The following is a 14,533-nucleotide window of genomic DNA, read 5'->3' as shown; positions in this document are numbered from 1 at the left end:
AATCAAGAAACGTTGCATGTACACCGCAGGAGCCGATCAATACCTTGACCGCGCTGCTGGCAGGGCAGGTCCGTGCCAGCAGTGCTTCCATCCAGGAGGCAACCCAATCCATCAGAGAGAGAAACCATGTCGCACATGTTCAAGAAGGCCGCCCTGGCCGTGGCGCTCGCCGGCGCTTCGCTGACCGCGCAGGCCGCCGTGGAAACCAACATCACCGTGTGGGCGAACGTCGATCCGACCCTGTCCCTGCTCAAGGCCGACGGCACCGCGCTGCCGGACGCGGTGCAGCTGGTCTACCGCGCCGGCGGTGCCGGCCTGTCGTCGTGGAGCGAAGATGTGCGCATCTTCACCAACGACACCGAGAAGGACGTCAGCGTGCGCCTGGCGGCCGACGCCGTGCTGCGTCCCGACCTGGCCGCACCGGGTGCCATCAACGTGCCGCTGACGGTCAGCCTCAACGGCCGCGCCCTGGAGACCACCCCGATCGACTTCGCTGCAGACGACCTGTTCGACAGCGCGATTCCGGGTGCGTCGATCGCCATGCCGCTGCGCGTGCAGCAGACCGTGTCCGGCGAGATCAACTTCGCGGGCCTGTACAGCGGCACCGTTGCGCTGGTCGTGTCGCAGAACACCGCCGCGCCGTAATCCCCACCGCGCCGGCCCGTGCGCGGGCCGGCCGGCCATCGGTTGTCTCCCCATGTTGATACCTGCACCTGCCCACAGCCGGCTGGCGGTCGCGCTCGCCCTGACGTTGGCCATTCCGACCCTGCCGGCTGTCCACGCACGGCCGGTACCGGCCGGTTTCGAAGACCTCGCCAGCGGCCAGACCGAGCGTGTCGAGGTACGCCTGTTCGGGCAGTCGGCCGGCCTGTGGTCCGCCTGGGTCACGCTGGATACGGTGCAGCTGGACCAGCCCGCGCAGGTTCTGGAAGCCCTGGGTCTCAGCGCCGATGCGCGCGACGCGCTGCAGGCGGCACTGGCTGCACCGCTGCCGCGCAACAGTCATCTGGCCTGTCCCTACGGCCAACCGGATCCCGGCTGCGGCTGGATCGACAGTCCGGACGATCCCGCGCAGGTGCACGCCATCTTCGATGAAAGCGACGGCGTATTGATGTTGTTTCCGGCACGCCGGTGGCTGCCACAGCAGAGCGCGCAGCGCTCGCCGTTCCACCAGGTGTCCGAGCAGGCACAGAACGCGCTGCTGCAGCAGCAGACCGTGAATTTCAGCGGGGGCGATGGCTATCAGGCGTTGAGCGTGCAGGGCAGCACGGTGCTTGGCGTGCTGCGCGATGGCCATGTCGCCAGCAGCTGGAACTACAGCCGCCAGGCGCGGCAGGGTTATCGCGCGCATGACCGCTTCCAGCTGGACGATCTCTACTATCGCCACGATCTTGCCCAGCGCCACTACGTGCAGCTGGGTCGCATGGACCGGCGCAATCTGTCCAGCCAGCAGGGCGGCACCTTCGGGTTCGGCATGCTGCCGCTGGATCGCTTCGAGGGGCTGCGCGTGGGTACCACGCAGGCCTACGTCGATACCGACGCGAACGTCACCTCCACCCCATTGACCGTGCTGCTCGGCCGCGATGCACGCGTGGACGCCTTCGACGGTGATCGCCTGCTGCAGACCTTTTACCTGCAGGCCGGTGTCAACGATCTCGATACGCGCCGGTTTCCGCTCGGCAGCTACACCGTCACCCTGCGCATCTATGAGGATGGCCGCTTCGTGCGCAGCGAGGAGGCGCCCTTCAGCCGGGGCGGCGACTGGTCCGAGCGCAGCCTGCAGTGGTTCGTGCAGGGCGGGCGCCGTCGTGCGCATGCGACACGTGCAAGTGACATCGGCGATGCGTCCGACACGGCGGTACAGGCGGGGTTGCGCATCCCCCTTGCGCGCAACTACGGCATGACAGCGGGGATCGCCCGCGTCGCCGATACCGGTTACGGCGAACTGCGCCTGGAGGGACGCCAGCAGTTCGGGCGGCATGACCTGCAGGCGATGGTCGGCGTGCTGAACGGAGGCGACGGCAGCCACGGCCTGCAGCAGCAGCTGAGCTATCGCCACTACGCGTCCTGGAACGTCTATCGGCAACGCCTGCGCGGCGGTGCGTGCCAGAGCAGCACGCCGGTGCTGCATGACCGTTTCGGTTGTGTCGATGCGCTCAGTGCCTCGGTATCGGCGCCCCTGTTCGGCGGCAGCCTGTACCTGGGATACACGCGCCGGCGCAGCTTCACCCCGGAGTGGAGCCTGCCCGGCGAAGACGACGATGCCTGGACGGGCCTGCCGCCGGGCCTGTTGCCGCCTCATGTGCCGGCGCTGCGTCCTGCGCAGACCTCGCGCAGCCTGCAGGCCAGTTACAGCCGTACCCGGCAGTGGCGTGGACTGAGCATCGGCAGCCGGCTGGGGGTGTGGCAGCAGGACACCGATACCGGCAGCGGGCGCGGGCCTGCCCGTGATCGCGGCCTCTACCTGAACATTGCAGTCTCGCGGCTGCAGCGGATCGACGACGGCAGCGTGCAGCAGCGCGTGGCGCTGGACATGCGCCAGCCCCAGCACAGCCGCCCGGATGCCCGCCTGGGCCTGTCGCATTCGTTGCGGCAGGAGCGCGACGGCGACGCGCGCGATCTCGGCGCCGAGCTGAGCGCGTACAACGACGACCGCTACAGCGCGCTGGCCAGCGCCCGTATCGACAACCGCTTCGGGCAGAGCGGTGCATCGGTGTCGTACTACCAGCACCACGGTGGGGGTGAACTGGCCTACAGCGGCAACCACACGTCGGGGCTGTCGCTGTCCGCACGCGGGCTGCACTGGGGCGGCGCCCATGGCGCCGATGCCGGGGTAGTGGTCAGCGTGGACGATGCGCGCGATCTGGAGCTGAGTGGCGCGGCTGCCGACATCCGCGCCGGCAGCAACCGGCGCCGCATCCTCGGCTTCGGCGAGCGCCGGCTGCTGCCGCTGGGCGGCTACCAGCGCCACCGCGTGGACGTGCAGGACGCCAGTGCGCACGACAGCGACGCCGCAGTGCGTGTCGCCCGCCTGGGCGCGGCGCAGCACGCCTTCCTGCTGCCGGGAAAGGTGATCGCGCTTCCGGTCACGCTGGACGTGACCTACACCTTCATCGGCAACGCACGCGACATCGCCGGTACCCCGCTGGAAGGCGCCCGCATCCTCAATGCACCGGTGCCCTCGCTGGGCCGCGACGGCGGCTTCATCGCCGAATTCCCGCAGCGCGAGCCGGTGCTCTACCTGCTGCGTGCAGGCGACCTGCTGCAGTGCCCGCTCACCGTGCGTGAGCGCCGCAGCGTGGTGCTGCTGGTCGGCCAGGTGCAGTGCGAACCGCTGGCGCTGGAGCAGTTGCCGGCACCGATCCGCCACCAGGCGCGGGTACAGCGCCTGTTGAACGAACTGGCCCCGGTGGCGGGGCGCAACGAACGCAACGTGATGAGTGGAGGTGCGCGATGAGGACCGCATGGAGGCTGCTGCTGGCCGCGGCCTGCCTGCTTGGCAGTGCACAGGCGCTGGCACAGCGCCCACCGGCAACGACGCCGGCCACCGGCGTGATCACCACCGACATCGTCCGCACCTTCGACCGCTCCGCGCCCGAAGCGCTGGAGCTGTGGGCGCCGCGGACGGTGCTCGGGTATGGGGAGGTGGAGCTGGGGTACGGGAAGATCCATCTGACGTGTGATCGAGACGTTGGACAAGGACGGTGTCCAATGCATGACACTCAGGAGGGGCCGCTCGCTGGCAAGGATTTCACTCTCAGCTTTCGAGAGCAACGAAGTGGACAAAGAATTGACCTTCGGACTGTCGGCTGGTTGGAGCGTGTGGAGTGGGAACGAGATTGCAGTATCGATTATTGGGATCAAGCCAAATTTCCGCTTTGGACATCCGCCAGTAATGATTGCCAGGTTCCTCCTGGAGGCACAGCAGCAAGATTGGTAATAGAGGATCAGGACGTCGCAGATCTCGTCGCCGGCCGCTGGACTGCAGAACTCCGCCTCAACCTGCGCATCGATCCTGACGGCCCGATCATCGCCACCCACGTGTTCCGGTTCGATCTGACCATCACCGATCGCGACCGCACCATGATCTACCTGCCCGAGTTCGGCATGGCCGAGCCGCTGGTGGGCCTGCAGCTGGACTACCGGCCGATTCCCTCACCCGGCACGATCGGTGGCACCGCCGTGCTGGACATGTGCCTGTACGACGGCATGGGCTCGCAGAGCGAGTATCTGGCCATCACCGCGCGTGACATGGGCCCCGCCGCGCCGGGCCGTCCGCCATCGCAGTACTCGGTCTGGCACCGCGACGGTGGGCGCGAGGCGCAGGACCGCCTGGACTACCAGCTCACCCTGGACCACAGCGGCCAGAAGATCGCCCTGCGCAACAACGAGGAAGTGCTGCTGCGCGGCATCGATACCGCCGAGCTGCGGCTGGTGATGCTGCCCGACATGAACCAGTGGGTGTACTGCGTGCCCACGCCGCTGACCCTGGAAACCCCCCGTGTGCCGGCGTCCGAGAAACGCGAGGGCTACTACGACGGCCGCCTCAAGCTCGAAATGCGCCTGCCGACCGACCGCCTCTGACCTTCCCCTGGAACCCGATCCCATGAGCAAGATTCCCCTGGCCGGCGCGCTGCTGCTGGCCCTTCTGCCAGCGGCACCGGTGCTGGCCAATCTCAACGTCCACCCCATGCGCGTGCATGCCGAGGCCGGCAAGACCACGACCGTGCGCGTGCATTCGCAATCACCGCAGCCGCAGTACGTGCAGGCCACGGTGAAACGCATCCTGCATCCGGCCAGTGACCACGAGGAAGAAGTCGATGAGGCCGTCGGCACCGCCGCCGTCATGGCGGTCACGCCCGGACGCTTCGGTCTGGCAGGGGGCGGTACGCGCCTGATACGGATCATTCCGCTGCAACCGGTCGAGCAGGAAACCGCGTTCCGCATCTACTTCGAAGGCGTACGCGGTCCTGATGACAGCACGCCGGAGGTGCCGGTGCAGGGCGCCAGCGCCACGTTGGGCGTCAGCCTGGTCTGGGGCGTGCTGGTCAATGTGCTGCCCGCCGAGGGGCGCGTCGAGATGGCCCTGGACGGTGATCGCCTGTTGAACCGCGGCACGCTGCGGCTCGGCGTCAACCAGGTGCAGGACTGCGACGCGGACGGCCGCTGCACCACGCACGAAATCAAACGCAGCCTTTACCCCGGCGCGGCGATGACGCTTCCGTTCGTGCCCCGCGCCGGTGGGCGCGTGGAGATCGACTACCGGCTCAGCCATGCCGGCTTCCGCGAGCACCGGCAGACGCTGCAGCCCTGACTGCCTGGCCTTGCGCGCCCTCAAGTTCCCGTTTCCCAACCACCGAGACATCGATGAATCGTATCTACCGTTTGATCTGGAATACCCGCCTGCGCTGCTGGGCCGTGGCCAGCGAGCACACCCGTTCGCGCGGCAAGCCGGCTTCGGCGGCACGCCCGCTTGCCGCCGCCCTGTGCGTGATGCTGGCCGCTCCCGCGTTCGCGACCGAGGTTGCATCGGATCCGTTGATCGTGCCCGACGCCATTGCTGCGGAGGCTGACGCACCACCGGCAGAGTGGGACGCGTTGATGAGCGCGTTCATCGGCTCGCCTGCCACGTCGCGCAGTGTCGGCACTACCAGCTACCAGAACGTGCTGATCGGTGGAGGTTCCACGGTCAACAGCACCAAGGGCGTGGCCATCGGCGTGGGTTCGGTCACGGCGTTCGACGGCGTCGGTATCGGCAACAATGCCAAGGGCATTGCCGGTGGCGTGGCCATCGGCATCAATGCGGGCACGGGAATCGGCGAAGGGGGGACTGCGATCGGCAAAAGCGCCACAGCGCTGGGAGTCGGGGCCGTCGCGATCGGCCTCAACAGTTACGTTGGGGCGCCTGGCAACAGTGCGGTCGCGGTCGGGCGCAATGCCCGGGCCGAGGGCAGCGATGCCACGGCGATGGGGCCGGGGGCACAGGCGTCGGGATCCAGATCGGTTGCGCTGGGCAACAACGCACAGGCACAGGCACAGGGTTCCATCGTCATCGGCGACGGCAGCAAGCTCGCCAATGGCAACGCACACCACGCCATCGTGATCGGCAGCGGTGCGCGCTCCGGCGGCTACGATGCGGGCATCGCCATCGGCCAGAACGCCGTGACCGACGGCCATGGCAAGGCCGTGGCGCTGGGTGCCAACGCCAATGCCGGGCAGAGCAATGCAGTGGCCCTGGGCGCCGGCTCGGTCACCAGTGCCGGCAACCAGGTCTCGGTGGGTAATGACACCCTCAAGCGCCGCATCGTCAATGTGGCCGATGGCACCCTGAGCACCACCAGCAGCGAAGTGGTGACCGGCAAGCAGCTGCACGCCACCAACCAGAGCATCGCCAGCGCAACGGGCACGGCGAACGCGGCGAAGACGGCCGCAGACCAGGCTGCGACGAAAGCCGGGCAGGCCTTGGCCAGGCTGGATGGGAGCCGTATCGCGATCGGTACCGGCGCCACTGCAACGGGCACCAACAGCACCGCCATCGGCAATGCTGCCGACGCGGCCGGTGGCTACAGCAACGCCCTGGGTTTCCAGGCGTCCAGTGCCGGCAGCAACGCCGTGGCGATGGGCACCCTGGCATCGGCGGACGGCAGCAGTGCAGTCGCGCTGGGCAATCGCGCGCGGACCGAGGGGGGCGACAACGGCGTGGCCATCGGCAATGCGGCGTTGGCCTACAACAATGACGGTCTTGCACTGGGCAACAATGCCCGCAGCGGCGTCAATGCGGCCGGTGAGCGCGTTGCCGCGTACAACGGCGGCGTGGCGCTCGGCACCGGCTCGCGCAGCGGCAATGGCGGCGTGGCATCGGGCCTGCGTGCCTCGGCCACCGGCGACCGTGCCGTGGCCATCGGCAACGACGCCAAGGCCGACGTGATCCATGCCACCGCACTGGGCTATCAGGCGGCGGCCACTGGCAACCAGGCCACGGCGCTGGGCCGCGGCAGTGTGGCCAGCGCCCGCTTCGCTACATCCGTCGGCAATCTGTCCGAAGCGACGGCCGAGAGCAGTGCCGCCCTTGGCGACCGCGCGCTGGCCAACCACACCGGTTCGGTGGCGCTGGGCAGTTCCTCCACCACCTCCGGCAGCAACCAGGTCTCAGTCGGTAATGCCACGCTCAAGCGCCGCATCGTCAATGTGGCCGATGGCACGCTGAGCAGCACCAGCACCGAGGCGGTCACCGGCAAGCAGCTGCATGCGACCAACCAGAATGTCACCGCAGTCAGCCAGGCGGCTACTGCGGCCCAGGCCGATGCCACACGCGCGCTGACGGCCCTGGCCAGCACCACCACCGCCGTCGGCCAGGGGGCGTCGGCGGGTGGCAATGCCGTGGCGGTCGGCCATTCGGCGAAAGCGGAGGGCTCCCACAGCAACGCCTTCGGTTACCAGGCCAGCGCGGCCGGCGCCAATGCGGTAGGTGCCGGCACGCTGGCGGGCGCCGCGGCTGACTCCTCGGTGGCGCTGGGCAATCGTGCCGCCGTGGATGCCACCTCCAGCGGCGCCATCGCACTGGGCACCAACGCCAAGGTCAATGCGCAGGCGGGCAACAGCGTTGCCCTGGGCGCGGGCTCGGTGGCGACCGGCGCCAACCAGGTCTCGGTGGGCAGTGCCACGGTGAAGCGGAACATCGTCAATGTGGCTGACGGAACGCTGAGCGCAACCAGCGCCGAGGCGGTGACCGGCAAGCAGCTGCATGCGACCAACCAGAACCTCGCCACGGTGAATGCACTGGCCAACACCGCACACAGCATCGCCAACGACGCGCAGACCAAGGCCAACGCGCTGGGGGGGCTGCTCAGCCAGAGTGCCGGCAACAGCGACGTCCGCGTCGGTGCCAGCAATACAGGTGGCGCGGTGGACATGCGCAACCAGTCCAGCGCCAACCGTCGCGTCACGGGCGTGGCCGACGCGGCACTCAGCAGCACCAGTGCCGATGCGGTCAGTGGCCGGCAGCTGCATGCCACCAACCAGAACGTCACGCAGGTCACCGCCACCGCCGCCACGCTCAGTGGCCTGGTCGGGCAGGTAGCAGCCGGCGGCGATCTGCGGTTGGGCGCGCAGAACAGCGGCACCCTCCTCGACGTCCGCAATCAGGGCAATGCCAACCGTCGCATCACTGGCGTCGCCGATGGTGTGCTGAGCGCAGCCAGTACGGACGCGGTGAGTGGTCGCCAGCTCAACACCACCAACCAGAACGTGACCACGGCCACCACCCTGGCCAATACGGCGCACACCGTGGCCAACGCCGCCCAGTCCACCGCCAACGATGCACAGGGCAAGGCCAACGTGCTCGGTGGCCTGCTCAGCCAGACCTCGTCCACTGGCGACGTACGCCTGGGTGCCGCCAACAGCGGTGGCGTGCTGGATGTGCGCAACCAGGGCTACCAGGCGCGTCGCGTGCACGGCGTTGCTGCCGGGCAGCTGTCGGCCACCAGCGACGATGCGGTCAGCGGCCGTCAGCTGTTCGACAGCAACACACAGATCGCACGCAACCGCACGGACATCGATCGCCTGCGCGAGGACTTCCAGGACTTCGATCCGGACCTGTCCGATGTGGTGCGTTTCAACGCGGGCGGCAATGTCGATCTGGAGGGTGGCCGCCTGCTCGCCGTGGGCGAGGGGCAACTCAGTGCCGACAGCCGCGAGGCAGTCAATGGCGCACAGCTGTTCGCCACCGATACGAAGGTGGCCGAGCAGGGCGCGCAGATCGCTTCCGCGCGGGAAGACCTGGACGCGTTGCGCGTGGACTTCGACAACTACACGCCTGACCTGGGCAGCGTCGTGCAGTTCGGCGAGGACGGCACGGTGGACCTGAAGGATGCGCGTCTGGTCGCCTTGGCTGACGGCGAGATCGCGGCAGGCAGCCGCGAGGCGGTCACGGGCGGGCAGCTGTTCGTGACCCATGAGCGGGTGTCGGTGCTGGAGGAGGCGCAGAAGTATGTGGTTGTCGGATATGACGATCTGAGCATGCCGGCGCAAGCTGCGATTCTGGCGACGGCATTGGGCAGTGATACCAAGGCTATGGCTGAGGGTGCCACGGCGATCGGCAGTTTTGCTCACGCGCGAGGTAAGAATTCCGTCGCGTTGGGGCGTGCCGCGTATGTGCTTGACGGGGCTGAGGACGGATTCGCTTTGGGCGCTCGCTCCCAGGTGCAGAGCAATAACGGTATTGCGTTGGGTGGTGCAGCCAAGGTTCTGGCAGAGGCACGTAACAGCGTTGCTTTGGGCTACGGATCGATAGCTACAGAGGAAAATGAGGTTTCCTTGGGCGGAGCTGGTGCCCGACGAAAGGTCACCAATGCGATGAACGGTATCCACGCTTATGACCTCACCACTGTCGACCAGCTCTCCGGTGCAGTGAATGCTCTCGGTGGCGGCTCGGGCTTTGCCGCGGATGGCAGCGTGATTGCTCCCTCCTACGGTGTGCAGGGCTCCATACACGGCACGGTAGGCGATGCACTGGCCGCGCTGGATGCAGGCGTGGACAGCAATCGTGGCGGACTGGATGCGTTGGACGCGCGCCTGGATACGCTGGATCAGGCGCGGGCGATGGCGGATGCCAGTGCCGTGCGCTTCGGCGCCGACCGTTTCGCCGTCGATTTCGGTGGCGCGCGCCTCATCAACGTTGGCGAGGGTGATATCAGCCATGCGGGCAGCCGGGAGGTTGTCACGGGCGGGCAGCTTCATGCCAGCAACCAGCGGATCGCGGGCCTGGAGGAGAAGCACCTGTACGCGGTCGTGGGCTATGACGAGCTGAGCAAGCCAGCGGAAGCGGCGCTCCTGGGTACTGCAATGGGCAGCGATGCCAGAGCGCTTGCGGAAGGCGCAACGGCCATCGGGAGCTATGCGCTCGCTCGTGGCAAGAACTCCGTGTCGTTGGGCCGTGCCGCGTACGTGCATGAGGGGGCTGAGGATGGCTTCGCTTTGGGCGCGCGTTCCCAGGTACATGTTCAGAGTGGCGTTGCATTGGGGGGGGGCGACGCACGTATTTGAGGGCGCACGAAACAGCGTCGCGCTTGGATACGGTTCGATCGCTACGGTCGCCAATGAAGTTTCATTGGGTGGCGGAGGAATTCTGCGTAGAGTCACCAACGCGATGAAGGGCATCAACCCCAATGACCTCACCACCGTCTCCCAGCTCCGCAGCGCCTTCGCGGCCTTCGGCGGCGACATGCGCATGGATGCCGACGGCAACATCATCGCGCCGGAGTTCCACGTGCAGGGCCAGCGGCAGGCCACGGTCGGCGATGCGCTGAAGTCGCTCGACGGCGCGGTGGTCGACACGCGCCGGGATCTGGCCAGCATCGATGCGCGTTTCGAGCGCCTGTTCGACGATGGCGGCATCCGCAGTGACGGTACCGGCCAGCTGCGGCTGGCCGGGGAGCACGGCAGGGTGCTGGGCAACGTGGCCAACGGCATGATCGCGCCGGGCAGCCGCGATGCGGTCAATGGCGGTCAGCTGCACGCCGTGCAGCAGCAGCTCAACGGCCGCATCGACGGACTGCAGTCGCAGATCGACGGGTCGGCGACGGCCAGCCGCCAGGCAGCGGTGGACGACGTCGCTGGCGAGTCGCCGGCGGACAGCCAGACCCCGGCCCCGCCGGTCAAGGACGCGCCGTCGGTGGCCTCCACCGACACGCCGAAGCCGAAGCCGGAAGCCGACGATCCATTGCCGCAGGTGGACTCGCGTGCCGTGGATCAGGCGGTGAACCAGGCGCAGGCCTACACCGACCAGGCGATGGCCAGCGTGGACCGCCGGCTGGACCGGATGGACAAGCGCCTGAACCGCATGGCGGCGATGGGCAGTGCGCAGGCGGCGATGGCGATGAACACCGCCGGCCTGCAGACCTACAACCGCCTCGGCGCGGGTGTAGGCCATGCCGAAGGCGAGTCGGCGCTGGCGGTGGGTTACCAGCGCGTGCTCAACGAGCGCGGCTCGGCCACCTTCAGCCTCAATGGTGCCTTCACCAACAGCGGTGAGCGCACCGTGGGCGTGGGTTTCGGCGTGGGCTGGTAACCGGCAGGGCGACGCGGTCCGGTCGCCCTGATGCATGACGACGCCCCACGCGGTCCGTCGCGTGGGGCGTCTGCGTTGTGGGGCTCAGATGCTGCCGAGATAGCTTTCGATCTGCTCCTGGCTGAGCAGTTCACGCAGCTGGGCCTGCGAGGCGCGCCGCATCGGCTTCTCGTCGACCGGTGACAGCGGTGCCTGGCGCAGGGCGTCATACGGCAGCACGGCCAGATCGAACGTCAGGTCCTCCGCACTGAACACCCAGACCGGCACGTCCAGGCTGCGCTCGCGGTCCAGGCGCAGCCGGCGCACGCGCGACTCGGCCGGAATGCCCTGTTCGTCCAGGAAGCGATGCACGGCTTCGGGGTCGTCGCTGTGCAGATGCACCTGCACGGGGCTGTTGGCATCGGCGGTGCCGTCCAGCACCGGGCCGACCAGGCGCGGGGCGAAGGCATGCAGGAATTCCAGTGCGCGCAGCGCAGCTTCGCGACGGCGCTGCAGCTCGTTGCCGTGCTGGGGGCCAGCGAACAGGCGCTGGTACTCGCGCAGCGCATCCTCGATCTCGACATTGCGGGGCAACGAGGCATCGTCATGGATGCCGAGCCGGCTGGCCGCCTTCAGTTTGGCCTGGTGGAAGTCGCGGATGCCGCCTTCGGCCATCAGGCGGGCGGCTTCGTGGGCGAGGCGGTGACGACGCTCACGGGTCTGGGTGGTGGCATGCTGGCGGGCGCGATGCATGCGGGAACTCCTGTTGCGACCTGGCTACAGACTAGCGCAACGGTGTGACATCTGCGTGGGCAATGGAGAAGGGATGCGGGGCCGGGCCCACGCTCGGCTGGGCGGGCCGTCGAGCCGGACATGCGCCGGCTCGACGGTGACGCCCGCGGCGCGCGTCAGAAGATATCGAACGCAGCCGCGTCGGCCTGCGGGGTATTGAGGTTGAGGTCGTAGTCCGTCAGGCGATCCATGTCCTCCACCTTGACCCATTCGGTCGCGCCGTTGAGCGTGGTCTGCACCATGCCGCTGGGCGGGTCGTTCTGCGCGATCGGCGTGTCCTTCAGCGCGGTGCGCATGTACTCGATCCAGATCGGCAGCGCGGCCTTGCCACCGTATTCGCGGTAACCCAGCGAACGGAAGTCATCCCGGCCCACCCACACGGTGGTTACGTACGGGCCGCCGAAGCCGGAGAACCAGGCATCGCGGTGGTCGTTGGTGGAGCCGGTCTTCCCGCCCACGTCCTCGCGGCCGAGCACCTTGGCCTGGGTGCCGGTACCGCGCTGGACCACATCGCGCATCATCGACACCAGCTGGTAGGCGGTGCGTGCATCGATCGCGCGCGGCGCGGTGCGCGCATCCGGGTTGACCGGTGCGGCAGCGGTTTCGGTGGTGGCCTGCGCCTTGGCGGCGGCCGGGTCCGGCGTGGGGGCCGGGGCACCGAAGTTGAAGCCGTCCACGACCTGGCTGACCGGCTGGTCGCTGCTGCCGGCACAGTCGCGGCAGGCCAGTGCCGGGTTCTCCTTGAACACCAGGTTGCCGTCGCGGTCGTTCACCTGGTCGATCAGCCAGGTGTCCACGCGCGAGCCGCCGTTGGCGAACACGGCATAGCCACGGGCCACCGACAGCGGGGTCAGCGAGGCGGTGCCGAGCGACATCGACAGGTTCGGCGGCAGCTCCGATTCGGCGAAGCCGAACTCGCTGATGTACTTGCGGGCGTAGTCCACGCCCATGCCGTCGAGCAGGCGCACCGAGACCAGGTTGCGCGACTGCACCAGGGCTTCGCGCAGGCGCATCGGGCCGCGGAAGCCACCGCCATCGTTCTGCGGTGCCCAGGTCTTGCCGCGGCGGTCGCGGAACACGACCGGGGCATCAAGCACGATCGAAGCCGGGTTGTAACCCTTGTCGAACGCTGCGGCATAGACGAACGGCTTGAAGCTCGAACCGGGCTGGCGACGGGCCTGGGTGGCGCGGTTGAACTTGTTGCCGGAGAAGCTGAAACCGCCGACCAGCGCCTTCAGCGCACCGCTGTGGGCATCCAGCGAGACCAGCGCGGACTGACCGCGCGGGATCTGGTCCAGCAGCCACTCGCCCTCCTTGTCGCCGGCGCGCACACGCACGATGTCGCCGCGCTGCACCAGCTTGCCGGGGGTCTTGTTGGTCCACCGGGCGGCACCGGCCGGCAGCACGATCTCGCTGCGGTTGGCCAGCACCACCGTGGCGCTGCCATCGGCACCGGCGCTGGCAACGATCGCCGGCAGCAGGCCTGCCTGCGCCGGGATGCCGCGCAGATGTTCGGCCAGGGCCGCGGCATCGTCGCCGGCCCCCAGCTGCACCTGCTTCTCCACGCCGTGCCAGCCGTGGCGGTGGTCATACAGCAGCAGGCCGTCACGCACCGACAGGTTGGCCGCGGTCTGCAGGGTCGAATCGATGGTGGTGGTGACGTGGTATCCCTTGTTGACCACATCGCCGCCGAAGCGCGCGATCATCTCCTGGCGCACCAGTTCGGCCACGTAGGGCGCCTCGACCTGCACCGGCGGCTCATGCGCGGTGGCATGCATCGGCACGGCCTTGGCCGCATCGGCCTCGGCCTGGCTGACGAACTTCAGATCGGCCATGCGCTGCAGCACATAGTTGTCGCGGCGCTGGCGGGCGCGTTCCGGGTTGGAGATCGGGTTGCCGGAGGAGGGGAACTTCGGGATGCCGGCCAGCGAGGCCATCTCATCCAGGTCCAGCTCGGCCAGCTTCTTGCCGTAGTAGAACTCCGCCGCCGCGGCCACACCGTAGGCACGGTTGCCGAAGAAGCTCTTGTTCAGGTACAGCTCGAAGATCTCGTCCTTGCTCAGCTCGGACTCGATCTTGCGGGCCAGCAGGATCTCGGCCAGCTTGCGGGTGTAGCTGTACTCGGAACTGAGGAAGAACTGGCGGGCCACCTGCTGGGTGATGGTGGACCCGCCGGGCACGCGCTTGTCGTTGGTGGTGGCCAGCAGCCACACCGCGCGGGCGATGCCCTTGTAGTCCACGCCGCCATGTTCATAGAAGCGGGCGTCCTCGGTGGCCAGGAAAGCCTGCTTGAGCTTCTCCGGCACGTCCTTCATGGTTACCGGGGTGCGCCGGGTCTCGCCGAACACCGCCATCAGCTTGCCGTCGGCGGCATAGACGTACATCGGCTCCTGCATCTCCACGTCGCGCAGGGTCTGCACGTCGGGGAGCTTGGAGGACACAGCGTAGTAGAGACCGCCCACAGCGGCCGCACCGATCAGCGCCAGGACCAGGACAATCAGGAAGATCCAGCGCAGCCAGCGGCGGAGTCGAGTCATCGGGTTCAGATTCCGATTGCGAATTTCGTGGTCGCAGAGTATAGATTACGCAAGGTGGCGGCTGGGGTCGGCACCGGGGAGCGCAAGGGGAAACGCCAGGGGCTGCATCGTGAACCTGTGAGGGAATTCACAGCAGGGCGGTTGCCATTTGCTAAGA

General features: G+C 68.0%; 8 protein-coding genes. 6 read left to right on the top strand and 2 right to left on the bottom strand.

Annotated features, from left to right (window positions below; genetic code table 11):
- Positions 1-126 precede the first annotated feature (126 nt).
- The 6 genes from ACZK08_RS15775 to ACZK08_RS15750 all read left to right on the top strand — a co-directional run bounded on the left by ACZK08_RS15775 (position 127) and on the right by ACZK08_RS15750 (position 11,068).
- On the top strand, positions 127-645 hold the full coding sequence (locus tag ACZK08_RS15775; RefSeq protein WP_065181680.1) for a CS1 type fimbrial major subunit: 519 nt from the start codon (positions 127-129) through the stop codon (positions 643-645).
- A 52-nt stretch (positions 646-697) separates the two neighbouring features.
- Positions 698-3,457 (top strand): TcfC E-set like domain-containing protein, encoded by a 2,760-nt coding sequence (locus tag ACZK08_RS15770; RefSeq protein WP_065181679.1) that lies wholly within the window; start codon positions 698-700, stop codon positions 3,455-3,457.
- Positions 3,454-4,584, top strand: a complete 1,131-nt coding sequence (locus ACZK08_RS15765) for a CfaE/CblD family pilus tip adhesin (RefSeq protein WP_065181678.1) — start codon at positions 3,454-3,456, stop codon at positions 4,582-4,584. Before ACZK08_RS15770 ends, ACZK08_RS15765 begins: the two co-directional genes overlap by 4 nt.
- A gap of 22 nt (positions 4,585-4,606) precedes the next feature.
- Positions 4,607-5,314 carry a pilus assembly protein gene (locus tag ACZK08_RS15760; RefSeq protein WP_065181677.1) on the top strand — a complete coding sequence of 236 codons (708 nt, stop codon included), beginning with the start codon at positions 4,607-4,609 and terminating at the stop codon, positions 5,312-5,314.
- A gap of 53 nt (positions 5,315-5,367) precedes the next feature.
- Entirely contained in the window at positions 5,368-10,044 is a 4,677-nt protein-coding gene (locus tag ACZK08_RS15755) for an ESPR-type extended signal peptide-containing protein (protein ID WP_478452263.1), read from the top strand.
- 103 nt (positions 10,045-10,147) lie between these two features.
- Positions 10,148-11,068 (top strand): YadA-like family protein, encoded by a 921-nt coding sequence (locus ACZK08_RS15750; protein ID WP_478452262.1) that lies wholly within the window; start codon positions 10,148-10,150, stop codon positions 11,066-11,068.
- An 84-nt stretch (positions 11,069-11,152) separates the two neighbouring features.
- On the opposite strand, the gene ACZK08_RS15745 is transcribed toward ACZK08_RS15750, so the two are convergent.
- Positions 11,153-11,800: a hypothetical protein gene (locus ACZK08_RS15745; RefSeq protein WP_065181676.1), complete on the bottom strand. Its 648-nt coding sequence runs from the start codon at positions 11,798-11,800 to the stop codon at positions 11,153-11,155.
- Between the two features lie 155 nt (positions 11,801-11,955).
- Positions 11,956-14,376, bottom strand: coding sequence for a penicillin-binding protein 1A (locus tag ACZK08_RS15740; protein WP_065181675.1), 2,421 nt, complete (start codon positions 14,374-14,376; stop codon positions 11,956-11,958).
- Positions 14,377-14,533: the final 157 nt, after the last annotated feature.

This window comes from Stenotrophomonas sp. 112478_Sma, from assembly GCF_056479905.1.
This window is presented reverse-complemented; position numbering and strand designations above follow the sequence as displayed.

What these genes read in the sequence shown, in the direction of transcription:
- ACZK08_RS15765 (WP_065181678.1), top strand. Translation starts at nt 3,454, where the DNA reads ATGAGGACCGCATGGAGGCTGCTGCTGGCCGCGGCCTGCCTGCTTGGC.
- ACZK08_RS15740 (WP_065181675.1), bottom strand. Translation starts at nt 14,376, where the DNA reads ATGACTCGACTCCGCCGCTGGCTGCGCTGGATCTTCCTGATTGTCCTG.
- ACZK08_RS15750 (WP_478452262.1), top strand. Translation starts at nt 10,148, where the DNA reads ATGAAGGGCATCAACCCCAATGACCTCACCACCGTCTCCCAGCTCCGC.
- ACZK08_RS15770 (WP_065181679.1), top strand. Translation starts at nt 698, where the DNA reads ATGTTGATACCTGCACCTGCCCACAGCCGGCTGGCGGTCGCGCTCGCC.
- ACZK08_RS15760 (WP_065181677.1), top strand. Translation starts at nt 4,607, where the DNA reads ATGAGCAAGATTCCCCTGGCCGGCGCGCTGCTGCTGGCCCTTCTGCCA.
- ACZK08_RS15775 (WP_065181680.1), top strand. Translation starts at nt 127, where the DNA reads ATGTCGCACATGTTCAAGAAGGCCGCCCTGGCCGTGGCGCTCGCCGGC.
- ACZK08_RS15745 (WP_065181676.1), bottom strand. Translation starts at nt 11,800, where the DNA reads ATGCATCGCGCCCGCCAGCATGCCACCACCCAGACCCGTGAGCGTCGT.
- ACZK08_RS15755 (WP_478452263.1), top strand. Translation starts at nt 5,368, where the DNA reads ATGAATCGTATCTACCGTTTGATCTGGAATACCCGCCTGCGCTGCTGG.